The sequence below is a fragment of the Bradyrhizobium sp. A11 genome (assembly GCF_042077125.1).
GTDB classification, from domain to species: Bacteria; Pseudomonadota; Alphaproteobacteria; order Rhizobiales; family Xanthobacteraceae; genus Bradyrhizobium; species Bradyrhizobium japonicum_B.
On record NZ_CP149509.1, the window covers coordinates 1,004,344 to 1,030,068 of the forward strand.

Sequence of the window (25,725 nt, forward strand, 5' to 3'; positions counted from 1 at the left end):
GCATCCCCATGTTCAAGAGATCCGAACAGGACAAGCGTCCACCGGTGCAGATCTTCGTCGACGGCGTTGCCGTCGCGGCGCGCCAGGGCGACACGGTGTCCGCCGCGCTGCTGGCCTCCGGCGTCGACGCACGCCGCTCCACCGCGGTGAGCGGCGCGCCGCGGTTGCCCTATTGCATGATGGGCGTGTGCTTCGATTGCCTCGTCACCATCGACGGCGTCGGCAACCGGCAGGGCTGCCTGGTGCCCGTGGCCGAAGGCATGCAAATCGAGATCCAGAAGGGCAAGCGGGAGATCGGAAGATGAGTGTGGCTCCCAGGCGTGAAGACTATGACGTCGTGGTGATCGGCGCCGGGCCCGCCGGCCTTGCTGCCGCTGCGACCTCGGCCGAAGCCGGCCTCTCGACGCTGCTGCTCGACGAGAACATGGGTCCCGGCGGCCAGGTGTTCCGCGCCATTGCATCCACGCCCGTGACCGACCGCAGCCAGCTCGGCGCCGATTATTGGGTCGGTACCGATCTCGTGCAGGCGCTGCGCGCGAGCAGCGCCGAGGTGATTCATCGAGCCACCGTCTGGAGCCTTGACCGCAACCTCGACATCGCCGTCTCGATCGGCGGCGCATCCGCCTTCGTCAAGGCGAAGCGCGTGATCCTGGCGACCGGCGCGCTGGAGCGGCCGTTTCCGATTCCCGGCTGGACGCTGCCGGGCGTGATGACCGCGGGTGCGGCGCAGACCATGCTGAAATCCTCGGCGCTGGTGCCCGACGGCCGCACGGTGATCGCCGGCCAGGGCCCGCTGCTCTGGCTGCTCGCTGCACAAATCCTGCGGCTCGGAGGCCGCATCGACCGCATCCTCGATACCACCGAGCGCGGCAATTATTTCGCGGCGCTGCCGCATGCCTTTGCCTTCCTGACCTCGCCCTATTTCGCCAAGGGCCTCGCAATGATGCGCGAGGTCAAGGCGAAGATGCAGGTCGTCTCCGGCGTCACCGAACTCTCGGCAGCCGGTGAGGGCCAGCTTGCCAGCGTCAGCTATGTCGCGGGCAGCAAGCGCGAGACCATTCCCGCCGACCTGCTCCTGCTGCATCAAGGCGTCGTGCCAAACGTCAATCTGGCGATGGCCGCTGGCGTCGAGCATCGCTGGGACGACCTGCAGCTGTGCTGGTCGCCGGTGCTCGATGCGAGCGGCGGCTCGTCGGTCGCCGGCATCGCGATTGCCGGCGACGGTGCCGGCATCGGCGGTGCGAGCGCCGCCGTGGTGCGCGGCCGGATCGCGGCGCGCGCGGCCGTGGAGGCCTTGTCGCCTGCAGTTGCGGCGAAGCTCCCAGCGATGGCAACGCTCCGCGCCGATCTCGCCAAGGCCGAGCGCGGCCGCGTCTTCCTCGACACCCTGTTCCGCCCGGCGCCGCAGTTCCGGATTCCTTCGGGCGACACCATCGTCTGCCGCTGCGAAGAGGTCACCGCAAAGGACGTTCTCGATTCCGTCGCGATCGGCGCGACCGGGCCGAACCAGCTCAAGGCCTATCGCCGCACCGGCATGGGCCCGTGCCAGGGCCGGCTCTGCGGCCTCACCGTCACCGAGCTGATGGCGCAGGCGCGCGGAAAGACGCCGCAGGAGATCGGCTATTACCGGCTGCGCGCGCCGGTGAAGCCGATCACGCTCGCCGAGCTTGCCGCCGTTCCGAAGAGCGAGGCGGACGTCAAGGCCGTGGTTCGCGGATGACCCAAAACGTGGATGCGATCGTCGTCGGCGGCGGCATCCACGGATGCTCGACTGCGCTGCATCTGTGCCTCGCCGGCCTGAAGCCGGTGCTGATCGAGAAGGACTATGCCGGCCGCCACGCTTCGGGCGTCAATGCCGGCGGCGTGCGCCAGCTGGCACGGCACATCCCCGAGATTCCGCTCTCGATCCGTTCGATGGGAATCTGGGAGAAGATCGCAGATCTCGTCGACGACGATTGCAGCTTCGAAAGCTACGGCCAGGTGCTGGTCGCGGAAAACGAGGAGGAGCTGGCGGCCTGCCGCGCCCGCGTCGCCGAGCTCAACGCGCTGGGCTTCACCCACGAGGAACTGATCGGCGCTGCTGAATTACGTCGTCTGGTGCCTGCGGTTGCCGAGACCTGTCCCGGTGGAATCGTGTCGCGCCGTGACGGCGCGGCCAATCCGGCGCAGACGACGACGGCGTTCAGGCGCAAGGCCGAGCGGCTGGGCGCGACCGTGCGCGAGGGTGTCGCGGCCGGCAACATTCGGCACCGTGACGGACTCTGGCATGTCGATGTCGGTCCTGAAACCTTCGCCGCGCCGGTGCTGGTCAATGCCGCCGGCGCCTGGGCGGGCAAGATCGCCGCCGATCTCGGCGAGCCCGTTCCGGTCGAGACCGTCGCGCCGATGCTGATGATCACCTCGCGCGTGCCGCACTTCATCGATCCCGTCGTGATCCTGCGCGGGCGCAAGCTTTCGTTCAAGCAATTCAAGAACGGCACCGTGCTGATCGGCGGCGGCCATCTGGCGAGGCCCTATCAGGACCGCAACGAGACGGTGCTCGACTGGAAGAGCCTCGCGACAAGCGCGCAGACCGTGTTCGAGCTGTTTCCGGTGATGCGCAGCGCCTCGATCGTCCGCGCCTGGGCCGGCATCGAGGCCAAGATGAAGGACGATATTCCGGTGTTCGGTCCGAGCAGCCGTCACAAGGGCCTCTATCACCAGTTCGGCTTCTCGCTGCATGGCTTCCAGCTCGGCCCCGGCGCCGGCGCCGTGATGGCCGAGTTGATCGTCAGCGGCGGCACCCAGACCCGGATCAGCGATCTCGGCATCGACCGCTTCCATCCTTCCACGCTCTAGCAATGAGGACATCATGAGCATCACCCGCAGCATTCGCACGCCCATCATGCACCGCGCCGTCGAGGCCAATGGCTTCGTCTTCCTCGGCGGCACCATCGCCGACGACACCTCGGTCTCGATGGGCGAGCAGACCCGCAACATCCTCGGCAAGATCGCCGGCTATCTGAAGGAGGCGGGCACCGACAAGTCTCGCGTCGTCAGCGCCTCGATCTTCGTCACCGATCTTTCCAAGAAGAAGGAGATGGATGCGGCCTGGACCGAGTTCTTCGGCGACAATCTGCCGACCCGGGCGACCGTCGGCGTCGCCGATCTCGGCGGCGGCGCGCTGATCGAGGTCGTGGTCACCGCGCTGAAGGGCTGATCGCGCTTGCTGCAAGGGACGACAGCGCCTCTCACGCTGTCGCCTCCTCGCGCTGCGCCTTGATATCGCCCTTCGAAGGGAATAATTGGAGGGCTCTCAATCAGGAAATTCGCAGCCATGGATTCGACCCCGACCGCAAAGCCCATCCGCCTTGCCCACGGGGATTTCCATGCCTGCCTCCATCATCCTGTCGAGCCTGTCGCTGGCCACGCCTGACGGCCGTTCTCTTGTCTCCAACCTCGATCTGACCTTCGCGGCCGAGCGGACCGGTCTCGTCGGCCGCAACGGCGTCGGGAAAACGACGCTGCTTGCGTCGATCTCAGGGGAGCATCTTCCTCATTCCGGACGCGTTCTGATCAATGGCAGCATTGGCTTGCTGCGCCAGGATGCGCAATTGCCCGCAGGGGCGAGCGTGGCCGATCTGTTCGGCGTCGGGCCGGCGCTCGGGCTGCTGCGCCGTGCCGAGCGGGGCGGCGCGTCGATCGACGATCTCGCCGCGATCGACTGGACGCTCGAAGCTCGGCTGGCGGCCGCGCTGGCGCGCCTCGGCTTCGATCTGTCTCCCGATACGGAGCTGTCGCGTCTATCCGGCGGTCAGATCACGAGGGTCCGGCTCGCGGCCCTGATCTTCGCCGAACCGGACTTCCTGCTGCTGGACGAGCCCACCAATAATCTCGATCGGGCCGGACGCGAGGCCCTGACCGGTCTCCTGGCAGCGTGGCGCGGCGGTGCGATCGTGGTCAGCCATGATCGGAGCCTGCTCGAGACCATGGATGCGATCGTCGAGCTGACGTCGCTTGGGGCTACGCGCTACGGCGGCAACTGGAGCAGGTTTCGCGAACAGAAAGCCGTCGAGCTTGCTGCTGTCAGGCACGCTCTCGCGCACGCCGCGAAGCGCCTGTCCGAGATCGACGGGAAGGCGCAGCAGGCGGCGGAGAGGAAAGCGCGCAGGGACAGCGGCGGCCGAAAGAAGCGCGCCAAGGGCGACATGCCACGCATCCTGGCCGGCGCGCGGAAGGATCGCAGCGAGGATAGCGGCGGGAAGACCGCCCAAATCGCCGAGCGGCAGCGCGCGGAAGCGCTCGAGGCCGCCGACGCGGCGCGCCGGCGCATCGAGATTCTTCAGCCGCTCTCCGTCAAGTTGCCCGCGACCGGCCTGCCGGCGGGCAGGGAGGTGCTTTGGCTCGAGGGCGTCAGCGCCGGCTACCGACCTGAGCAGCCGGTCCTGCGCGGTCTCTCGTTCGCCGTCGTCGGACCGGAGCGTGTCGCGCTGGTCGGGCCCAACGGCTCCGGCAAGACGACGCTGCTGAAACTCATCGCGGGCGAGCTGCGTCCGCTCTCGGGGATCGTGCGGGTCAGGCCGGATTTCGCGTTGTTCGATCAGAAAGTCAGTCTGCTCGACCCGGGACTCTCCATTCTGGATAATTTTCGCCGTCTCAACCCGAAGGCGGGTGCGAACGAGTGCCATGCCGCACTGGCCCGGTTCATGTTCCGCGCCGATGCCGCCTTGCAGGTCGTGGGAAGCTTGAGTGGCGGGCAGATGTTTCGTGCGGGCCTGGCCTGCGTGCTCGGCGGGCCGAGGCCGCCGTCGCTGCTGATCCTGGACGAGCCGACCAATCATCTCGACCTCGAATCCATCGAAGCCGTGGAGGCGGGCTTGCAGGCCTATGATGGCGCGCTGCTCGTCGTCAGTCATGACGAAGCGTTCTTGCAGGCGATCGCGATTACACGACGGATCGATGTCGCCGCCAGGGCGCTCCGCATCGACGGCGGGATCGTCTGATCCCGCTCGGCGGTCTGGATTTGTCAGTGATTTTCAAAAACCCGACGCCCTGCCCCCAGCGCGTCGGGTGGAAAAAATGAGTATCAATCCGTGATCTCAATTCGATTGTTGTGACGCGTGCCGCACCGATTTTCTACTCCGGGAAACTACCGCGTGGGAACCGGTCGTGTTCGCCAGAGCAGCGTCGCCGGCGATCGCGATCAGCACCTGGCGCGTAGAGAATCCGGTACCGGGGCTGGTGCCGGCGGCCGCTGGCTGGCTGGATCGCGACTTGTGTCATAGAGTGGCCTCGGGACGCGTTCTTGCAGGATCTGGATCTTGCATGACCTGCACGATCTGATGGCCGCCGCAGAAGTGACAATCACATTCTTGCCTGTTTGCACGATGATCGATCGCTGCACCGCAATTGGGGGGAACATGGCGACTGCAACCGACTCCGACCGGCAAGCGCAAGGCTATTTTCCGCGGTGGAAACTCAAGACCTCGGGCGTGATCATGCCGGAGGAGCGGCTGGCCTGGGGGCAGACCATTGTCTCCGGTCTCCAGCATTGCGTCGCGATGTCCGGCGCGACGATCATCGCCCCGCTGCTGATGGGATTCGATCCCAACGTCGCGGTGCTGTTCTCGGGCATCGGCACGCTGATCTTCTTCGTCATCGTCGCCGGTCGCGTGCCGAGCTATCTCGGCTCGAGCTTCGCGTTCATCGCCGTCGTCATCGCCGCCACCGGCTATGCCGGGCAGGGACCGAATCCCAATATTTCGGTCGCGCTCGGCGGCATCATCGGCGCCGGCGTGCTGTACGGGGTGATCGCGCTGATCGTGATGTGGTCGGGCGTCGGCTGGATCGAGCGCTTGATGCCGCCGGCCGTCACCGGCGCGGTGGTCGCCGCCATCGGCCTCAACCTCGCGCCCGTTGCGGTCAAGTCGGTGAGCGCCAGCGCCTTCGACACGGCAATCGGGCTCGCGACCGTTCTGATCATCGGCGTGGTGGCCGTTGCAGCTCCAGGCCTTTGGCGAAGGCTGCCGATCATCCTCGGCGCGATCGGCGGATATGTCTTGTATCTGCTGTTTGCGAACGGGCTCGGCTTCGGCAAGCCGATCGACTTCACCCAGCTTTCGGCCGCGCCCTGGCTCGGCCTGCCGAACTTCACCGCGCCGACGTTCCAGGCCGATGCCATCTTCTTGATCGCGCCAGTCGCGATCATCCTCGTCGCCGAGAACCTCGGCCACATCAAGGCCGTCGGCGCCATGACTGGCCGCAGTCTCGATGCCTATCTCGGCCGCGCCCTGTTCGCCGACAGCCTCGCGACGATCGTCGCCGCCTCCGGCGGCGGCACCGGCGTCACAACCTATGCGGAGAATATCGGCGTCATGGCGGCGACGAAAGTCTATTCGACCCTGCTGTTCGCCTTCGCGGCCCTCGTGTCTATCCTGCTCGGCTTCTCGCCGAAATTCGGCGCGCTGATCCTGTCGATCCCGGGTCCCGTCATCGGCGGCCTCTCGATCGTGCTGTTCGGACTGATCGCGGCGATGGCGGGCCGGATCTGGGTCGAGAACAAGGTCGACTTTGCACATCCTGCAAACCTGATCACCGTCGCCGTGGCATTGATCGCGGGCGCGGGCGATCTCACGCTCAAGTTCGGCGCGTTCACGATCGGTGGGATCGGCACGGCAACCTTCGGTGCCATCATTCTCTACCAGATCCTGACTTCGCCACTCGCGCGCCGTGCGGAATGAAATGCGCGGTAGCGATGGAACAAAAAGCGCCTCCCGTCGATGATGAGGCATTCCGGAGAGAACCCATGCCGCAACCCGATCGCCCGACTTCGTTTCCCTCGCGCCTTGTCGGCCAATATGCGCTGGTGACCGGCGCCTCACAGGGCATCGGCCGCGCCGTTGCCGTCAGGTTCGCGCAGGAAGGTGCGACCGTCGCCATCAACTATTTCGAGAACGACGAGCGGGCGGAGCAGACGCTCGCGCTCGCGCGGGCAGCGTCGAGCGACCGCGGCCACGGCGAGCCCGATCATTGCATCGTCAAGGCCAATGTCGGCGACGAGCGGGACATTGCTGCGATGTTCGAGGCGATCTTTTCGCGCTGGAAGGGTCTCGATTGTCTCGTCAACAACGCCGGCTTTCAGCAGGAATCTCCGAGCGAGGCGCTCGACGTCGAAACCTATCGCCGCATCATCGACGTCAACCTGAACGGCGCCGTGCTGTGCGCGCAGCAGGCACTTGCGCATTTCGTCAAGCGCGGCGGCGGCGGCAGCATCATCAACTGCTCCAGCGTGCACCAGATCATTCCGAAGCCCTTCTATCTCGCTTATTCGATCAGCAAGGGCGGCATGGCCAATTTGACGCGCACGCTGGCGCTCGAGTTTGCCGGCCGCGGCATTCGCGTCAATGCCGTCGGCCCCGGCGCGATCGATACGCCGATCAATGCGGCCTGGACCGGCGACCCCGAAAAGCGCGGCGTCGTCACCAGCCACATTCCGATGGGCCGCGTCGGCACGCCGGAGGAGATCGCCGCCGTTTTTGCCTTCCTCGCCTCGGACGATGCGAGCTACATCACCGGGCAGACGCTTTATGCGTGCGGAGGCCTGACACTATTCCCCGAATTCCGGGAAAACTGGGCAAGCTGAACGTCGGCTTCGAACCTCCGGGATTGCGATCGCGACCGGATAGAGGTCTGCGGCGCCATGTGCTATCGACCGTCGGTGACGCCACCGCTATTGCGAGTGCCGACACATGAAGGGCTCGTGACCGCAACCATCAACATCAACGCCTACAGTGACGCACTGGTGGTCCTCGGGACCGCCGGCGTCGTGGTGCCAATTGTCCGCCATTGGGGCATCAATCCCGTGCTGGGCTACCTCGGCGCCGGCGCCATTCTCGGTCCGCTCGGGCTCGGCTCGCTGGTTCGAGAAATCCCGTTCCTGTACTGGTTTACGGTGACGGATGCGCAGAACGTCGAGGGTATCGCCAATCTCGGCATCGTCTTCCTGCTCTTCCTGATCGGCCTCGAGCTGTCTTTCCGGCGGCTCGTCACGATGCGGCGTCTGGTGTTCGGGCTCGGAGGCCTGCAGGTACTGGTGACGTCCGCGATGATTTCCGGCGTGGCGCTTCTCTCCGGACAGAGCTCCGATATGGCCGTCGTCCTCGGCGCCAGCCTTGCGCTGTCCTCTACCGCGATCGTGCTCGAGCTTCTGTCCGGTGAGAAGCGGCTTGCGACCACGACCGGGCGCGCCAGCTTCGCGATCCTGATTGCCCAGGATCTCGCGGTGGTTCCCATTCTGGTTTTCGTCTCGGTGCTCGGCGCAGACAGCGGCGGCTCCGTCCTGGCGCACATCTCCAGCGCGATCCTGAAGGCCGCGCTGGCGGTCACTGTCCTCATCCTGCTCGGACGGCTGCTGATGCGTCCGCTGTTCCAGATGGTTGCGGGCACCCATTCGACCGAGTTGTTTGTCGCCGCAACCTTGTTCGTCATCGTCGGCGCAGGACTGGCCGCGCACCAGGCCGGCCTGTCGATGGCGCTCGGAGCCTTCGTTGCAGGACTGATGCTGGCGGAGACGGAGTATGGCAAAGCCATCGAGGCCACCGTTGAGCCGTTCAAGGGCCTGCTGCTCGGCATCTTCTTCTTCACCGTCGGCATGGCCATCGACTTTCGCGTGTTCCTGCGCGAGCCCGGCTGGCTGCTGGCCGCCGTTGTCGGTATTCTCGTCGGCAAGGCGATCGTGCTCATCGCCCTCGGCCGCCTCTTCAGGCTGTCATGGCCGGCAGCGATCGAGATCGGATTCCTGCTCAGTCCAGTCGGCGAATTCGCCTTCGTCAGCATCGGCATGGCCGCGGCCGGAGGCATGATCGAGCCCCGCGTATCGAGCTTCGCCGTGGCCGTCACCGCCGTGACGATGGCGTTGACACCGCTTCTGGGCATGCTTGGCCGACGATTGGCCGCGAGGCTGAGCAGCGAGCGCACGCCAGATCCTGAACTGGCGGTTCGCCCGCCCGGCGACCGGGCGCAGGCGATCGTGATCGGCTATGGCCGCGTTGGCAAGGTGGTCTGTTCGCTGCTGACAGGCCACGGCCTGAACTACATCGCCGTCGATCACGAGGCAGTCGCCGTGGCACGCGACCGCCGCGACGGTCACAAGGTCTATTTTGGCGATGCGACGGAGCCGGGCTTCCTCGAAGCTTGCGGCCTGATGCAGACGACCGGCGTGATCATCACCATCCAGTCGCGGCCGGCGATCGATGCCGTCGTCGAGCGGATCCGCGCGGTGCGCCCGGACGTGCTGATCGTCTCACGTGCGCGGGACGCCGAGCATGCCCGCCATCTCTACGCGATCGGCGCAACCGATGTGGTGCCCGAAACCATCGAGGCGAGCCTGCAGCTTTCCGAAGCCGCGCTGGTCGGCCTCGGCGTTGCGGTCGGGCATGCGATCGCCTCGGTGCACGAGAAGCGGGACGAATTCAGGCTGACGCTGCAGCAGGCCGCGCGCAGGGCAGACCCGGAGATATCCCGCCCATCCGCTATCGCAGGCCGCCACGATCGGCGGCATTGATCTGGCAACACCGCATCGCGCAGACTACATAGGGGACATGGCAAATCCGTCGCTCCAGCACTTCATCGACCGGCACGAACGGCTGTTCGTGCTGACCGGCGCCGGCTGCAGCACCAATTCGGGCATTCCTGACTATCGCGACAGCCATGGCAATTGGAAGCGGACCCAGCCGGTCAACTTCCAGTCTTTCATGTCGGACGAGCAAACACGGCGGCGCTATTGGGCACGCAGCCTGATCGGCTGGCGGCGGTTCGGCCAGGCCAAGCCGAACGACGCGCATCACGCGCTGGCCCGGCTCGAGGCGAACGGGCGGTGCGGGATGCTGCTGACCCAGAACGTCGACCGGCTGCATCAATCCGCCGGCCACCGGCAGGTGATCGACCTGCACGGTCGGCTCGATCTGGTTCGCTGCATGGGCTGCGGCCGCAAGACGTCGCGGAGCGAATTCCAGGATGCGCTCGGCCGCGCCAATGCGCAATGGCTGACGCTCGATGCGGCCGATGCTCCCGATGGCGACGCCGATCTGGAGCACGAGGATTTCTCGTCCTTCCAGGTGCCTGCCTGCGAAGCCTGCGGCGGCATCCTCAAACCCGACGTCGTGTTTTTCGGCGAGAACGTGCCGCGCGACGTCGTCGCCACCGCGCAGGATCATCTGGCGCAGGCCGACGCCATGCTGATCGTCGGCTCGTCGCTGATGGTCTATTCCGGCTTCCGCTTCGTGCAGGCGGCAGCGCAGCGCAACATTCCGATCGCGGCCATCAATCTCGGCCGCACCCGCGCCGATGATCTGCTGACGCTCAAGGTCGAGGAGCGCTGCGAGACGGCGCTTGCATTCCTGCTCTGATCTCGCGCGCGGCGAACACGCCTTGCCTATTGCATAGGTGCCGCGCAAAATAGCCGGGCGCGCGTTCCTGCATGCCTCATGGCACGGGAATTGCTGCGTTTTCGCTCGCAACTCTTTGACGACCAGCACGGAGAATTTGGAATGCTTGAGGGAGCCGAGGTGCGGCTTGCCGTCGATATCGGTGGGACGTTCACGGATATCGTGCTGGACGTGGGTCACGACCGCAAGACGCGCAAGCTGCTGACCACGCCGCAGCGGCCCGAGCAGGCGGTGCTCGACGGCATGCGTCTCATTCTCGCCGATGCGCGTGCACATATCAGCGACATCGATGTCTTCATTCACGGCACCACGCTGGCGACCAACGCGATCATCGAGCGCCGCGGTGCCAAGACCGCCCTGATTGCGACCGAAGGCTTTCGCGACGTGCTCGATATCGGCACCGAGAGCCGCTACGACCAGTACGACCTCAGCATCGACAAGCCGAGGCCCCTGGCGCCGCGCAGCCTGCGTTTCACCGTGCCCGAGCGGGTCGACGCCCACGGCGCCGTCCGCCTCCCGCTCGACGAAGCGGCTGTGCGCGCACTCGCGCCGAAACTGCGCGAGCTCGGCGTCGAGAGCGTCGCCATCGCCTTCCTGCACTCCTACGCCAATCCCGAGCACGAGCGGCGTGCCGCCGCGATCCTCGCCGAGGAGATGCCCGGCGTCTCCGTGACCGTGTCCTCCGCCGTCTGTCCCGAGATCCGCGAGTATGAGCGCACATCGACCGCGGTCGCGAATGCCTATGTGCAACCCCTGATCGACGGCTATCTCGCCCGCATGGCCGACGCCTTGCAGGTCGAGCAGTTTCGCGGCGCCATCTATCTCGTCACATCGGGCGGCGGCGTCACCTCGATCGACACGGCGCGGCGCTTTCCGGTGCGCCTCGTCGAATCCGGCCCCGCCGGCGGCGCGATCTTCGCGGCGCAGATCGCGGCAAGGCTTGGCGAGAGCAAGGTTCTGTCCTTCGACATGGGCGGCACCACCGCAAAGATCTGTTTGATCGAGAAGTACCAGCCCGAGACTTCGCGCGTGTTCGAGGTCGATCGCGCCGCGCGCTTTCTCAAGGGCTCCGGCCTGCCGGTGCGCATTCCCGTGATCGAGATGGTCGAGATCGGCGCCGGCGGCGGTTCGATCGCCCATGTCGATGCCATGAAGCGCGTCACTGTCGGCCCGGAGAGCGCCTCGTCGGAGCCTGGCCCTGCCTGTTACGGCCGCGGCGGCCAGCGTCCGGCGGTGACGGATGCGGATGTTGCGCTGGGCATGATCGATCCCGACGCGTTCGCGGCCGGCACCATCAAGCTCGACCCCGAGCTTTCGAAGCAGGCGCTGCTGCGCGATGTCGGCGAACCGCTTGGCCTGTCGGCGGAAACCGCGGCCTATGCGGTGCACGAGGTCGTCTGCGAGAACATGGCCGGTGCGGCGCGCGTCCATGCGGTCGAGCGCGGCGAGATCGTCGGCCAGCACACGTTGATCGCCTTCGGCGGTGCTGCGCCGCTGCATGCGGCGCGTGTCGCCGAGAAGATCGGCGTCTCCCGGGTGATCGTGCCGTCGAATGCCGGCGTCGGCTCGGCCGTCGGCTTCCTGGCCGCGCCGATCGCCTATGAGCTGGTGCGCAGCCGCCATGTCCGGCTCGACGATTTCGACACCGAGGCGGTCTCCGAGCTGTTGCAGGAGATGGTGACCGAAGCGCGCGCGCTGGTCGAGCCTGGCGCGGCGGGTGCGCCGGTGCGCGAACGTCGGGCCGCCTTCATGCGCTATGTCGGTCAGGGCCATGAGATCTCCGTCGAGCTGCCGAACCGGCGGCTGACGGTGGCCGATCTCGCCGGCCTGCGCCGGAAGTTCGAGGCCGATTATGCGGCGATGTTCGAGCGGTCGATTCCGGGCGCCGCGATCGAGGTGCTGAGCTGGTCGGTGCTCGCGACCACGGAGGCGCGCAATCCGCCCGCAGTCGCAGCCGTCGCGCGCAAGCCGGCGGGCAAGGCCGTCGGCAGCCGGAAGTTCTTCGACGGCCGGGCAGGCGAGGTGATCGAGATTCCGCTCTATCGCCGCGAGGACATGGCGCCGGGCGCGACCATTGCGGGCCCGGCCGTGATCGCGGAGGACGAGACCTCCACCTTCGTCTCCACCAATTTTGACGCCCATATCGACGGTGCCGGCAGCATCGTCATGGAACGAAAGGCGGCCTGATCATGAGCAAGGCAAATGGCGCGAGCCTGATCGACCTTCAGATCATGTGGCACCGGCTGATCGCCGTGGTCGAGGAGCAGGCCCAGGTGCTGCTCCGCACCGCCTTCAGCCCGATCGTGCGCGAATGCGGCGACCTCTCGGCCGGGGTGTTCGATCTCAAGGGCCGTATGCTGGCGCAGGCGGTGACCGGCACGCCCGGCCACGTCAACTCGATGGCGGAATCGGTCAAGCACTTCATCGCCCACTTTCCGATCGAGACGATGAAGGAGGGCGATGCCTATATCACCAACGATCCCTGGATGGGGACCGGCCATCTCAACGACTTCGTCGTCACCACGCCCTGCTTCAAGGACGGCAAGCCGGTGGCGCTGTTCTCCTGCACCAGCCATCTCATGGACATCGGCGGCATCGGCTTCGGCCCCGACGCCACCGACGTGTTCATGGAAGGGCTCTACATCCCCATGCTGAAGCTGATCGACCAGGGCGTCGTCAACGAGACGTTGATGGCGATGATCCGCACCAACACGCGGCTGCCGATCGACACCGAGGGCGACACCTATTCGCTCGCCGGCTGCAACGACGTCGGCTGCGAGCGCCTTGTCGAGATGATGACCGAGTTCGGCATCGACACGCTCGACGAGCTCGGCGACTATATCTGCGATCGCTCGCGTGAGGCCGTGCTGGCCGAGATCGCGAAGCTGCCGAAGGGCAGCTGGCGCAACACCATGGTGGTCGACGGCTATGATGCCCCGGTGACGCTGGCGGCCACGCTGACGATCTCGGATGCGGGGATCCACGTCGATTTCGACGGCACGTCCGCGGCCTCGAAGTTCGGCATCAACGTGCCGTTGTCCTACACGACCGCCTACACCGTATTCGGCCTCGGCTGCGTGGTCGCCTCGCAGATTCCGAACAATGCCGGCTCGCTTTCGCCGCTCACGGTGTCGGCGCCGGCGGGTGCGATCCTCAATGCGCCGAAGCCCGCGCCGGTCGCCTCGCGCCACATCATCGGCCAGATGCTGCCCGACGTGGTGTTCGGCTGCCTGCGCCAGATCATTCCGGAGCGCGTGCCGGCGGAAGGCACCTCGTGCCTGTGGAATCTCAACGTTCGCGGCCAGACGCGCAGCGGCGTCGGCGGCAATTACGGGTTCTCGATGGCGGTGACCTCCAATGGCGGCACCGGTGCGCGCTTTGCGAAGGACGGATTGTCGGCCACCGCTTATCCCAGCGGCGTGCGCGGCACGCCGGTCGAGATCGCCGAGACGCAGACGCCGCTGATCTTCTGGCGCAAGGAGCTGCGCCCGGATTCCGGCGGGGCAGGGCGCACCCGCGGTGGTCTCGGCCAGATCATCGAGGTCGGCAGCGGCGTCGACGCGCCGTTCGACATCCTGGCGGCATTCGACCGCATCGATCATCCGCCGCGCGGACGCGACGGCGGCCGCAACGGCGAGGCCGGCTATGTCGGTCTCAAGTCCGGCAAGAAGCTGCGCGGCAAGGGCTTCCAGCAGGTGCCGCCGGACGACCGGCTGGTGGTGCTGACGCCCGGCGGCGCCGGCATCGGCGATCCCGCGACGCGCGAGCGAGCGGCGGTCAAGGACGATATCGAAAGCGGGCTCGTGTCCGCCGCGAATGCGGCTGCAGTTTATGGGTACGCGCGCTGACGTGTCAGCGCGCTTGGATCAACGGAGGGGTGCAATGATCACGCGACGGAACTTCACCGCGGGCGCAGCGACGCTGCTCGCAGCAGGTCATATCTCGACCCGTGCGCGGGCGGCGACGACGAGCTGGGACATGTCGACGGTCTGGCCCGACGGCAATTTCCATACCCAGAACGCGATGGCCTTCGCGGAGGAGGTGAAGAAGCAGACGGGCGGCGCGGTCGCGATCACCGTGAAAGCCGGCGGCCAGCTCGGCTTCAAGGGGCCCGAGCATTTGCGCGCCGTGCGCGACGGCCTGGTGCCGCTCGCCGACGTTCTCAACATCCAGCAGGTCGGCGACGAGCCCTTCATGGGCGTCGAGAGCATCCCGTTCCTGTGCGGCTCGGTGGATGAGCTCAAGGTGCTGCACAAATACGTGCGGCCCGAATATGAGAAGATCGCCGCGCGCAACAACCAGAAGATCCTCTACATCGTGCCGTGGCCGACGCAATATCTGCACCTCAAGGCCAAGGTCTCCGACGTCGAGGGCCTGAAGAACATCAAGATCCGCGTGCCCGACAAGAATGCGGTCGACATGCTGAATGCAATCGGCATGGCGGCGGTGATGATCCCCTGGGGCGAAACCATTCCCGCGCTGGCCTCCGGCGCGGTCGCCGGCGTCTCCACCTCGTCGGTGTCGGGCGTCGACGGCAAGTTCTGGGAATTCCTCAAATACGTCTACCCGACCAACCACGTCTGGTCGTCGCAGATGCTCACCGTCAATCTCGAATCCTGGAAGGCGCTTCCCGCCGATCAGCAGAAGCTCGTCGCCGATATCGCCGCAAAGATGGAGCCGGGCTTCTGGGCCAACTCGCTCAAGGCCGACGTCGACAGCCTCAACCGTCTCAAGGAGGGCGGCATGGAGGTGGTGCCGGTCTCGAACGCGATGATGACGGACATCCGGGCCAAGACCGCGCCGCAGCTGGATGCCTTCCTCAAGCGCGTGCCGGCGGCCGACAAGCCGGTGCGGGCCTATCTCGCCGACATGAAGCGCGGCTGAGGGCGGAGGCGTGGTGAGCGTTTCGTCCGAAGCACCGCAGAGCCTCAACGCAGCGGCACCAGCGCCGCTGCGCATCCTGCTCGACGGCATCGACCGCCTCGGCCGGCTCGACGGCTGGATCGGCGGCTTCTGCCTGTTGATGCTGACCCTGCTGATGCTGTGCGAGGTCGCGACCCGTTTCCTGTCGAACTTCCTGCCGTTCTTTCCGCCGAGCATCTCGATCGCGTGGGAATATTCGTCCTATCTGATGGCGGCGTCGTTCACCTTCGGCGCGGCCATGACCTTGCGCGTCGGCGGCCATATCCGCGTCGTGCTGCTGCTGAAGAACGCACCGGTTCCGGTGCAACGCGCGCTCGAGATTCTCTCCGCGGCGGCCGGCTTCGCCTTCATGGCGTTCCTGACCTCGGCCATGGCGAAGTTCGCCTTTGCCGCCTACACGCGCGGCCAGGTGTCGACCTCCAGCGACACGCCGCTGTGGTTTCCGGAAGCCGTCGTCACCTTCGGCATGCTGCTGCTCACGCTCCAGTTCCTGGCGCGCGCGATCCAGGCCGCGCTCGGCCTGCCGCTGGAGGATCACCGCATGAAGGCCTCGCCCGTCGAATGACCGCCTTGCCCGCAGCCGGATTCAAGATCGCATGACCATCGAAGTCGTTGCCCTGTTCGCGATGCTGTTTGCGCTGCTGGCGTGCGGCGTCTGGATCGGCCTGACGCTGGCACTCACCGCGACGCTGCTGCTCGCGATGTTCCGTTCGATCCCGCTCGACAAGCTGCTGCCGCAATACGCCTGGAACATCCTGACCACCCAGGAGCTGCTGGCGCTGCCGCTCTTCATCCTGATGGGCGAATTGCTGTTTCGCACCCGCCTGTCGCGCTCGCTGTTCCAGGGGCTGGCGCCATGGGCCGGTCTCCTGCCCGGCCGCCTGCTGCATGTCAACGTGATCGGCTGCACCATCTTTGCGGCGATCTCCGGTTCCTCGGCTGCGACCACGCAGGTGATCGGCCGCATGTCGCTCAACGAGCTGCTGCGCCGCGGCTATTCGCGCGACATCGCGATCGGCTCGCTCGCCGGCGCCGGCACGCTCGGCTTCCTGATTCCGCCCTCCAACATCATGATCATCTACGGCGTGCTCGGCGACGTCTCGATCCTGAAGCTGTTCACCGCCGGTGTGCTGCCGGGATTCCTGCTCGCCGCCACCTTCATGGCCTGGGTGATGCTGCACACAAGTCTCGATCGCACGATAGTGCCGGAGACCGAAGCCAAGCTTTCGCAGGTGCCGTGGAGCGAGCGCTTCGCGGCGTTGAAGGATCTCGCGCCGGCGCTGTTCCTGATCGCCTGCGTGCTCGGCTCGATGTATGGCGGGCTCGCCACGCCGTCGGAAGCCGCTGCCGTCGGCGTGCTCGGCGCGGCGCTGGTGGCCTGGGCGCAGGGTGCGATGTCGCAGCAGGTGATGCGCGACGTGCTGATCGGCTCGGTCGTGACCTGCTCCATGATCGCGCTGATTGTGCTCGGCGCTTCGATCCTCGGCAATGCCGCAGCCTTCCTCGGCATCCCGCAGGCGGTGGCCGCCTTCGTCAAGGGGCTCGGCCTGTCGCCGTTCATGCTGATCGTCGCGCTGGTCGTCTTCTATCTCGTTCTCGGCTGCTTCCTCGACGGCTTCTCGATGATCGTGATGACGCTGCCGATCGTGCTGCCGATCGTGAAGGGGGCAGGCTTCGACGAGGTCTGGTTCGGAGTATTCCTGGTGCTCGCCGTCGAGATGGCGCAGATCACGCCGCCGGTCGGCTTCAACCTGTTCGTGATCCAGGGCCTGACCGACGACGGCCTCGGCTACATCGCGCGCGTCACGATGCCGTACCTGATGATCATGATCGGCTTCGTGCTGCTGCTGACGCTGTGGCCCGGCATCGTCACGATCCTGCCGCGGGTGCTGTACGGGTAACTTCACCTCTCCCCATCGGGGAGAGGTCGGCGCGTAGCGCCGGGTGAGGGGGCGCGGCAAGTCGGTAGAGCTTAACCCCTCACCCGGATTGCATCTGACGATGCAATCCGACCTCTCCCTTCGGGAGAGGTGGAAAGCCGACGCTGCGGGCGTCAGCGCTCGAGGACCCCGCCCACCATCCGTTGTGTTGCCCGACGGGCAAAACACCCCAGCGCTGGGTCGATAGCCGCGCGCTAAAATATTCGTACTTACAGAAATTCGGTTTTGCCGTACAAGCCTGGACATCCCGCCCGCCACGAGGGGCGTTTCGCGATCGTCACGAAGCGCGGGCCGGGATGCGGTGGCCGCGACGGCGTCGGCGCGCATGCGAACTGCAGGGCGGGGGAATCCCGTGAGCAGCGACCGGCGCGATACGACACGGCGCTGACAGCGTCTTCTCATGGTCTCGACAGTGAGCGCACGCCAGCGGTCGAGAACCCAGCGAGGATGCGCGCGGACGGAGAAGTCGTGTGGTCCCGACGCCCGGGGTTCTGGCGTCAAGCCTTTGCGGTGATGTGGCGGCCGACCGGCGCGCGCATCGACCAGCCGCAAGACGACGGGGGCAATAGTGCAACGCTCCCCGGGGAGAGCACGAAGGACACCGTGAAAACCATCGCGCAGGGAAGGCCGGGCGACCGGCATCACCTGTCGTCCACCCCGTGCGCTTTCTTTAGCACACGCGGGACTTCGGGTGCCAGCCGGCGCCCGGCCTTCCCTGCGCCCTTGCTTTCGACGAGGGCGGATGAAGACAGCAAAGCTCGGGCGAAACATGCCGCGAGGATGCGAAGCTGTGACCAACGCCAAGCAGCGGTCGCGTGCCCCGGACGCAGCGCAGCGCGCCCGGCGATGCGAAGCATCGTCCGGTGCGGTGCGCTGCAGAGCCGGGGCCCATGCCTCAGCGGAATACGCAGCCTTCTGGGTCTGGCTCTGCGCAGCAGCGTCAGAACGCTGCAGCGCGTCCGGGACACGAGAGCAGTGTGATATGGCCACATCGTCTGCTGCTGCTGACGCTGTGCCCGGCATCGCCACGATCTTACCGCCGGCGCCAACTGCGAGTTGCGAATCAGAAGCGCCGCCGCGCGATGCGATCAAAGGCTGCCGGCGCGCGACTGCGAACGCGCGTGACTTTGCGAGACGGACCTTGACCATCCAGCGGTTGCTGCCGTTCTGCGGTCTCCCGTATTGGATGCGCTTTTGCCGAAAATAATCTGGTGCAGCATCCATTTCACCGTGCGGTTGGTTCGGGAAATTTAGGCAAATTAAATCTTCGGAGCCTACTTGAAGTTTACAGGTTCGATTTTTGCGAATGCCATTTTGGAGGCTCCCATGCGGACCAATCTCCCGGTCACGGCCATCGAATATCCAGTTACCGACGATACCCTCATCGTTTCTCACACCGATACGAAAGGGAAGCTGACCTACTTCAACGATCAGTTCGTCGAAGCCTCCGGATTTTCTGAAGCCGAGTTGATGGGGCAGCCTCACAACATCATCCGCCATCCGGATATGCCGCCGGCGGCCTTCGAAAATCTGTGGGCCACGCTCCAGCAGGGCAAGCCCTGGTCGGGCGCCGTGAAGAACCGGCGCAAGAACGGCGACTTCTACTGGGTGTTGGCGACCGCCTCTCCGATTCGGCAGAACGGACAGATCGTCGGATACAGCTCCATCCGTACCAAGCTGCCCGCCGACCAGCGCGCCGAGGCAGAGCAGGTGTATGCGATGATCCGCGAGAACAAGCCGCACGATTACAGGCTGGATGCCGGCATGCTTCGCCGGCGTTCCTTTCTCGATCGATTGGCCATCTTCACCGGCACGCTCAACGCGCGCCTGGTTACGCTCGTCACCATCCTCTCCCTGTTTCTGCTGGCGATCGGCGTCATGGGCCTGCAGGGCACGCGGCAGAGCAATTCGCGGCTGAAATCGATCTACGAAGACCGTGCGGTGCCGCTGGCACAGCTCTTTGAGATCAATGACCGGATGAGAGACAACACCGTGCTGCTGTTCGAGGCGGCCGCCAACGGGCGGGCCGGAAAGCCGGTCGAAGAGATTGCAGCCAAGGTCAATGCCAATCTGGAGAAGGTCGGAAAGTCCTGGGCTGAATACATGGCGACCTATCTGACGCCGGAAGAAAAGAGCGTTGCCGACAGCTTCACGCCCAGGCGCATGAATTATGTCGAGCAGGGACTGAAGCTGGCGCTGTCGCTCTCCGCCGAGCGCAAGTATGATGAGCTCGCTATTCTGCTGGCCGGGCGGGCGCGCGAACTGTACCAGGCGGCGAAGGCCGACCTCGACAGGCTTGTGGCGATCCAGGTCAAGGAAGCCCGGGCGGAATACGATGTGGCCGAGTACGAATATGGCTGGCTCGTCGGCGCTGCGCTTGCGCTGTTGGTGGCGAGCATCGCCATCGGCGGGCTCGTCAGCCGGCAAACTATCCGTGCCATCGTCCGCCCGCTTCAGCGCCTGAACGATGCCATGCTCAGCATCAACCAGGGCAAGCTCGACAACCGCATCGTCGTCGAGCGAGACGACGAGCTCGGCGTGGCTCTGCGGAATCTGCAGACGTTGCAGGCCATCGTTCGATTTGATCGCGACGAGCTGAAGGCGACCGAGAAGCGGGCGGCTACCCAGCGCAAGATAGAGATGAACAAGCTCGCCGGCAGCTTCGAAAGCGCGGTGGGCGAGATCATCGAGACCGTCTCGTCGGCCTCGACGGAGCTGGAGGCCTCCGCGAACACGCTGACCTCGACCGCGGAGCACGGAGAGAAGCTCGCAACGATGGTCGCGGCGGCTTCCGAGGAAGCTTCCACCAACGTTCAATCCGTCGCGAGCGCGACGGAGGAGCTGTCATCCTCCATCAACGAGATCGGCCGACAGGTCCAGGAATCCGCGCGGATGGCCAATGAGGCGGTCGAGCAGGCACGTCTCACCGATCAAAAGATCGGTGAGCTCTCCAAGGCTGCGGCGAGGATCGGCGACGTCGTCGAGCTCATCACGACGATCGCAGGCCAGACCAATCTGCTCGCATTGAACGCAACGATCGAGGCCGCGCGGGCCGGCGAGGCCGGCCGCGGCTTTGCCGTCGTCGCTTCCGAGGTCAAGGCCCTGGCCGAGCAGACCGCCAAGGCCACCGGCGAGATCTCCCAGCAGATTTCCGGCATTCAGGGCGCGACCCAGGACTCGGTCAACGCCATCAAGACGATCGGGAGTACGATCAAGTCCTTGTCGGAGATCTCGTCGACCATCGCTGCGGCGGTCGAGGAGCAGGGCGCCGCGACCCAGGAGATCGCGCGCAACGTCCAGCAGGCTGCACAAGGCACGCACCAGGTCTCGTCGAACATCGCCGACGTCCAGCGTGGAGCGACCGAAACCGGCTCGGCCTCCACGCAGGTGCTCAGCGCGGCGCAAGCGCTTTCAACCGACAGCAATCGGTTGCGAACGGAGGTCGGCCGCTTTCTCGACAGCGTTCGGGCCGCTTGAACGAATGCAGCTCTTCCTGGTCGCTGGGAAAAAGCGGCAAAATCAAAACAGTCGTTGTCCCCGCCTCGTGGGGACAACGATCAGATCGGCATGGCCATGCCGCGTTCAATCCGACCTACGCGGCCGCCTTCTTCCGTGCGAGTTCGGCCTTGTACAGCTCGAACTCCTCGGCGATCGCCTTAGCAACCGAGGGCCGCTGGCGCAGGCGCTCGTAATAGGCCTTCACGTTCGGCCATTTCGCCAGCTCGATCGGCGGCGTCGCCATGGTCCAGTTGATGACGGTGACGAGATAGGCGTCAGCCACACTGAAATGATCGAGCAGGAAGTCGCGCCCCTTCAGGTAATTGTCGAGATAGTCGAGCCGCGACAGGCTCTTTTCCAGGGCATAGGCCTTGGCGTCCTGCGGCGCCTTGCGGTCGAGCAGGGTGACGAAGAGACCCTTGTGCAGCTCGGTGCCGACGAAGCACAGCCATTGATGCAGCCGCGTGCGCTCGATGCCGGCGCTCGCGCCGAGGCCGGATTGCGGGAAGCGGTCGGCGACGTATTGCAGGATCGCCGCATTCTCGGTCAGAACCAGACCCTCGTCGGTGCGCAGCGTCGGCACCAGGCCGATCGGATTGACGGTGCGGAAGTCGGAGCCGTCGCTCAGCACGGTCTTGGTCGGCGGGTCGACCTCGAGATAGTTCGCCTCGGCGCCGGCTTCGTACAGCGCGACACGCGTCGCCATCGAGCAGGCGAGCGGCGAGAAATAGAGATCCATCTGTAGCCTCCTTGGGCAATTCTTGAGGTTTCGCTCAACCTGGCCAGATTGATTTTTGTACTGTCTTGCATAATATGTGACCGGTCAAGGATTATTTTGCGAGATGGTACAAAAATCAGAGCCGCCGATTGCGACCAACAAGCCGAAGCGCCGCGGCCGTCCCCGGGCCTACGAGCCCGATGTCGCGCTCGGCAAGGCGCTGGACCTGTTCCGCAAGCAAGGTTTTGCCGCGACCTCGCTCGACGATTTGAGCGAAGCGACCGGCATGAACCGCCCGAGCCTCTATGGCGCCTTCGGTGACAAGCGGGAGCTCTATATCAAGAGCTATCAGCGCTACCGCGAGGAAGCGCGGACATCCATGGCCGCGATCTTTCGCGAGGAAATGCCGGTGCGCCAGCGGCTGGAGCGCATCTTCGCCTCGGCGCTGAACATCTATCTGTCCGGCGAGACCGGCCCGCGCGGCTGCTTCACGGTGGTGACGGCGGCATCGGAAGCCGTCGGCGATCCCGAGATCCGCGCCATGGTGCTCGACGGGCTCAGCGAGCTCGACAAGGCCTTTGCGAGCTGCTTCCGCCGCGCCAAGGAGAAGGGCGAGCTGCCGGAGAATGCCGATCCGCTCGTGCTGGCACAGATCGCATCAGCCACCGTCCACAGCATCGCCATCCGCTCCCGCGCCCGCGTCCCGCGCAAGGAGCTGGAGGCCATCGTCAAAGGCGCGATCGATCTGATGCTGGGCGCCAAGCCCTGAGCTGTCGTCCCGGACAATCGTAAGCGCAGATCCGGGACCGATACGCCGCAGCAGGAGTTTGGCGAGGACTCGGGGTTAAAGACTGGGCGTTAATGGCCTTGGGTATGCGTACCGTACGCCATCGATAAATCACGCGGTATGGGTCCCTTGAGTTCGCAGGGACGACAGCGAGGACGTGGCGCGATCCCGTGTCGACTACGCCGCGCGGATTTGTGCCAGGAAGCGATCCACCTCGTCCCGCAGCCGCTGCGATTGGTTCGACAGCTCGATCGCCGAACCCAGCACTTCCTCCGCCGCCGTGCCGGTGGCTGCGATGCCGTCGGTGACGCCCGCGATGTTCTGCGAGACCTCGCCGGTGCGGGCGGCCGCCTGCTGGACGTTCTGAGCGATCTCCTGCGTCGCCGTGCCCTGCTGGCCGACGGCAGCCGCAATCGCGGCGGAGATCTCGTCGACCTGCTGTATCGTCGCGCAGATCGACTGGATGCCATCCACCGCGCCTGATGTTTCGCCCTGCACAGCGGTGACCTGAGCGCCGATCTCCTCGGTCGCCTTTGCCGTCTGCGTCGCCAGCGCCTTGACCTCGGAAGCGACCACGGCAAAGCCGCGGCCGGCTTCGCCCGCGCGCGCCGCTTCGATCGTCGCGTTCAGCGCCAGCAGATTGGTCTGGCCGGCGATGCCGTTGATGAAGGAGACGACGTCGCCGATCTTCTGTGCGGCTTCCGCCAGGCTCTGCACGCGTGCATTCGACTGCCGACCGTCGCTGGCGGCCTTGCCGACCACCTCGGTCGCATGGGCGAGGCGGCGGCTGATCTCGGTCATGGACGAGGACAGCTCCTCCGCTGCGGCCGCGACGGTCTGCACATTCTCCGAGGCCAGCGCCGAGGCCGACGACACCGCGCGCGTCTGCTGCCGGGACTGCTCGACGATGGCCGACATCGAACGCGCCGTATGCTCCATCTCGACCGCGGCCGAGGACACCGTGGTGACGACGTCGCGGATGCTGGCCTCGAAATTGTCGGCAAGCGCGGCGAAGGTCCGCCGCTTCTCCGCTTCGGATTGCTCCTTGGCCTTCAGCTGCTCGGCCTGAAGCTCGTTGAAGCGCAGTGCATTGTCGCGGAACACCGCCACCGCCTTCACCATCGCGCCGACCTCGTCATTGGCCTTGCTGGCCGGAATGGCGACGTCGAGGTGTCCATCGGCCAGCTCGCGCATGACGGACGTGATGGAGATGATCGGACGCGAGATGCCGCGGGCGATGAGATAGCCGACGATCGCGGCCAGCACGAGGCCGAGCGCGGCGATGCCGATGGCGAGCAGCCAGGCGCGGTCGGCCGAAGCTTCGTAATCGGAATTGTCCATCACCAGCTCGACTGCGCCGAGCGGCTTTCCGGAGAAGTCCTTGATCGGCCCCAGCAGCGCCGCGACCGGCGTGTTGTCGAGCTTGGCTTGCCTCACGGTGAAGTCGCCAGCGGCGGCGCGGCCATAATCGGCCGCGTCGAAGAAGCTCTTGCCCTTCAGGGTGCCGCCGAACAATTTGAAGCCGGAGCCGTCGGCAAGATGGAAGGCGACGTCGACGCGGCGGTTCGCCTTGAAATCATCGAGGAAGGACTGGCCGAAGGTCAGGCCGAATTCGACCGTGCCGAGATGCTTGGCCCCTTGCGCGATCGGCACCACGCCGCGGATGCCAAGCCCGGCGACGCCGCCTTCGAGCCCGACCACGACCTTATGCTCCTGATTGGCGAGCAGAACGGTCTTGCGGAAGCCGGAGAGGTCGTCGCCGAATTTGGCCGGCTGATGCACGCGCAGGAACGATGTCGCCGGCGCCACATGGAACTGGAACTGATCGACGCCGTACTCGGATTTGGTGGCGGCAAACACCGGCCCGAACAGGCCGACCAGGGCGTTGCGGTCCTGTTTGGCCATCGCGTCCTGCGTCGCCGGCATCGCGGCCACGACGGCGCTCATGGCGGCGGCGCGGCGGGATTCCTCGGCAATGCGCGACTGAAGGGCATCATAATGGCTGCGCAGCTCGCGTTGATCGGCGCGGTCGATGATCCCGGCGATGATCCACATCGCCCCGAGCACGGCAAACAAGGCAGTTGCCGCCGCCGTCACCGCGAGGGCAACCGTGATCCGCATCCTGAGGCCGAGGCGCGTGCGCATGTCCTGCTCGCTGTTTGAGCGTTGGTTAACGACTCATATCAACGTCTCGCTAAGAGAGGGTGAACGGGATACCGGCGGAGCGCGGAGGTTGTGGGGGAGGGAGGTCAGAGCGCCAGTCTGCCTGCCCCACAAACGCTGTCGTCCACGCGCACGTGGGGACCCATACCGCGGATCTATCAAGTGAGGACACTCGTAGTACCGAACTGCGAATTTCCGCAAAACTTCGGCCTGTGACTATGGATCCCCGCGTGCGCGGGGATGACACAGAATTTGCCGCGCCAGCGTTGGCAAAATCCCGAGTGTCTAGTACCCCCGCGCCCGGTCCACCACGTTCTCCAGCGCACCGCCCGCCTCGAACCGCGCGATCTGCTCGGCGACATAGGCCGAGATCGCGTCCGCATCGGTGTCGGCTGCGTTGTGCGGCGTCAGCACCACCTTGGGGTGGGTCCAGAACCGACTGTCCGCTGCGAGCGGCTCCTGCACGAAGACGTCGAGCGAGGCGGCGCCCAGCGTGCCGTCGTCGAGGCAGGCCAGGATGTCGGCTTCGTTCTGCAGGCCGCCGCGGCCGGCATTGATCAGCACGGGCGCGCCGAGCGGGCTGTTGCGGTTGAGTTTTGCGAAAGCGTCACGTTTGAGGATGCCGTGCGTCTCCGGCGTCAGCGGCAGCAGGCAGACCAGGATGTCGGTCTTGCGCAGGAAGGCATCCATGCCCGCAGTACCATGGAAGCATTCGACACCGTCGATCGTGCGCGGGCTGCGGCTCCAGCCGGCGACACGGAAGCCGAGCCGCCGCAGCACGCCGGCGGCATCGGCACCCAGCGTTCCCAGCCCCATGACACCGACGGTCACCGCGCTCGCCGGCCACTGATATTTCGGCTCCCAGCGCTTCTCGCGCTGTGATTGCCTGAGATAAAGCTCCTGGCGGTGGTGCATCAGCACATGCAGCACGACATATTCGGTCATGCGGTTGGTGAGATCGGGCACCGCGACGCGGACCAGTGGCACGTCAGGCAAGCTCTTGTCCGCCATCAGCGCGTCGACGCCGGCGCCGAGATTGAAGATCGCGCGCAGATTGGTGAAGGCGGCCAGATCGCCGGGCACCGGCTTCCATACCGCGGCATAGTGCACCTCGGCCGGATCGAGCCCGGCATCCGGCAGCAGCACCACGCGGCGGCCGCCGCAGACCGTGTCGAACCGGGCCTTCCAGCGCTCCGGCAGCCAGTTCTGCTGCGTGCTGTTGATCAGGACGGCCAGTGTGCCCATGGTCATTCGAAGTGCCTCGTCAAGGTT

Annotated in this window: 19 protein-coding genes; 16 read left to right on the forward strand and 3 right to left on the reverse strand. The window is 65.8% G+C overall.

Annotation, left to right across the window (positions count from 1 at the left end):
- The first annotated feature begins 8 nt into the window (after positions 1-8).
- From WI560_RS04650 to WI560_RS04720, 15 genes are all read left to right on the forward strand, one after another.
- On the forward strand, positions 9-305 hold the full coding sequence (locus WI560_RS04650; RefSeq protein WP_257176709.1) for a (2Fe-2S)-binding protein: 297 nt from the start codon (positions 9-11) through the stop codon (positions 303-305).
- Positions 302-1,720 (forward strand): FAD-dependent oxidoreductase, encoded by a 1,419-nt coding sequence (locus WI560_RS04655; RefSeq protein WP_375307066.1) that lies wholly within the window; start codon positions 302-304, stop codon positions 1,718-1,720. Before WI560_RS04650 ends, WI560_RS04655 begins: the two co-directional genes overlap by 4 nt.
- On the forward strand, positions 1,717-2,838 hold the full coding sequence (locus WI560_RS04660) for an NAD(P)/FAD-dependent oxidoreductase (protein ID WP_375307067.1): 1,122 nt from the start codon (positions 1,717-1,719) through the stop codon (positions 2,836-2,838). The genes WI560_RS04655 and WI560_RS04660 overlap by 4 nt, the downstream gene beginning before the upstream one ends.
- 13 nt (positions 2,839-2,851) lie before the next feature.
- Positions 2,852-3,199 carry a RidA family protein gene (locus WI560_RS04665; protein WP_028138431.1) on the forward strand — a complete coding sequence of 116 codons (348 nt, stop codon included), beginning with the start codon at positions 2,852-2,854 and terminating at the stop codon, positions 3,197-3,199.
- Between the two features lie 169 nt (positions 3,200-3,368).
- Complete coding sequence (locus tag WI560_RS04670) at positions 3,369-4,982, forward strand: ABC-F family ATP-binding cassette domain-containing protein (protein WP_375307068.1); 1,614 nt, start codon at positions 3,369-3,371, stop codon at positions 4,980-4,982.
- A 417-nt stretch (positions 4,983-5,399) separates the two neighbouring features.
- The gene (locus WI560_RS04675; protein WP_375307069.1) at positions 5,400-6,719 is read left to right on the forward strand and encodes a solute carrier family 23 protein; all 1,320 of its coding nucleotides are present in this window, start codon (positions 5,400-5,402) and stop codon (positions 6,717-6,719) included.
- Positions 6,720-6,784: 65 nt separating this feature from the next.
- Entirely contained in the window at positions 6,785-7,621 is an 837-nt protein-coding gene (locus WI560_RS04680; protein ID WP_375307070.1) for an SDR family oxidoreductase, read from the forward strand.
- 117 nt (positions 7,622-7,738) lie between these two features.
- The gene (locus WI560_RS04685) at positions 7,739-9,541 is read left to right on the forward strand and encodes a cation:proton antiporter (protein WP_375307071.1); all 1,803 of its coding nucleotides are present in this window, start codon (positions 7,739-7,741) and stop codon (positions 9,539-9,541) included.
- A 37-nt stretch (positions 9,542-9,578) separates the two neighbouring features.
- On the forward strand, positions 9,579-10,385 hold the full coding sequence (locus WI560_RS04690) for an NAD-dependent protein deacetylase (protein WP_375307072.1): 807 nt from the start codon (positions 9,579-9,581) through the stop codon (positions 10,383-10,385).
- Between the two features lie 141 nt (positions 10,386-10,526).
- Positions 10,527-12,611 (forward strand): hydantoinase/oxoprolinase family protein, encoded by a 2,085-nt coding sequence (locus WI560_RS04695; protein WP_375307073.1) that lies wholly within the window; start codon positions 10,527-10,529, stop codon positions 12,609-12,611.
- Positions 12,612-12,613: 2 nt separating this feature from the next.
- On the forward strand, positions 12,614-14,272 hold the full coding sequence (locus tag WI560_RS04700; protein WP_375307074.1) for a hydantoinase B/oxoprolinase family protein: 1,659 nt from the start codon (positions 12,614-12,616) through the stop codon (positions 14,270-14,272).
- A gap of 34 nt (positions 14,273-14,306) precedes the next feature.
- Positions 14,307-15,308 carry a TRAP transporter substrate-binding protein gene (locus WI560_RS04705; protein ID WP_375307075.1) on the forward strand — a complete coding sequence of 334 codons (1,002 nt, stop codon included), beginning with the start codon at positions 14,307-14,309 and terminating at the stop codon, positions 15,306-15,308.
- A gap of 10 nt (positions 15,309-15,318) precedes the next feature.
- Positions 15,319-15,912: a TRAP transporter small permease subunit gene (locus tag WI560_RS04710; protein WP_257176720.1), complete on the forward strand. Its 594-nt coding sequence runs from the start codon at positions 15,319-15,321 to the stop codon at positions 15,910-15,912.
- Between the two features lie 31 nt (positions 15,913-15,943).
- Complete coding sequence (locus WI560_RS04715; RefSeq protein ID WP_375307076.1) at positions 15,944-17,248, forward strand: TRAP transporter large permease; 1,305 nt, start codon at positions 15,944-15,946, stop codon at positions 17,246-17,248.
- Positions 17,249-18,613: 1,365 nt separating this feature from the next.
- Positions 18,614-20,764, forward strand: a complete 2,151-nt coding sequence (locus tag WI560_RS04720) for a methyl-accepting chemotaxis protein (protein WP_375307077.1) — start codon at positions 18,614-18,616, stop codon at positions 20,762-20,764.
- A 115-nt stretch (positions 20,765-20,879) separates the two neighbouring features.
- Here WI560_RS04720 and WI560_RS04725 read toward each other — a convergent pair whose 3' ends face one another.
- Positions 20,880-21,524, reverse strand: coding sequence for a glutathione binding-like protein (locus tag WI560_RS04725; protein WP_375307078.1), 645 nt, complete (start codon positions 21,522-21,524; stop codon positions 20,880-20,882).
- A gap of 103 nt (positions 21,525-21,627) precedes the next feature.
- Between WI560_RS04725 and WI560_RS04730 the strand changes: the two genes are divergently transcribed.
- Positions 21,628-22,272 (forward strand): TetR/AcrR family transcriptional regulator, encoded by a 645-nt coding sequence (locus WI560_RS04730; protein ID WP_375307079.1) that lies wholly within the window; start codon positions 21,628-21,630, stop codon positions 22,270-22,272.
- A gap of 195 nt (positions 22,273-22,467) precedes the next feature.
- Here the strand turns inward: WI560_RS04730 and WI560_RS04735 are convergent, their stop codons facing one another.
- Positions 22,468-24,435 (reverse strand): cache domain-containing protein, encoded by a 1,968-nt coding sequence (locus WI560_RS04735; protein ID WP_375307080.1) that lies wholly within the window; start codon positions 24,433-24,435, stop codon positions 22,468-22,470.
- A 303-nt stretch (positions 24,436-24,738) separates the two neighbouring features.
- On the reverse strand, positions 24,739-25,704 hold the full coding sequence (locus WI560_RS04740; protein ID WP_375307081.1) for a 2-hydroxyacid dehydrogenase: 966 nt from the start codon (positions 25,702-25,704) through the stop codon (positions 24,739-24,741).
- Positions 25,705-25,725: the final 21 nt, after the last annotated feature.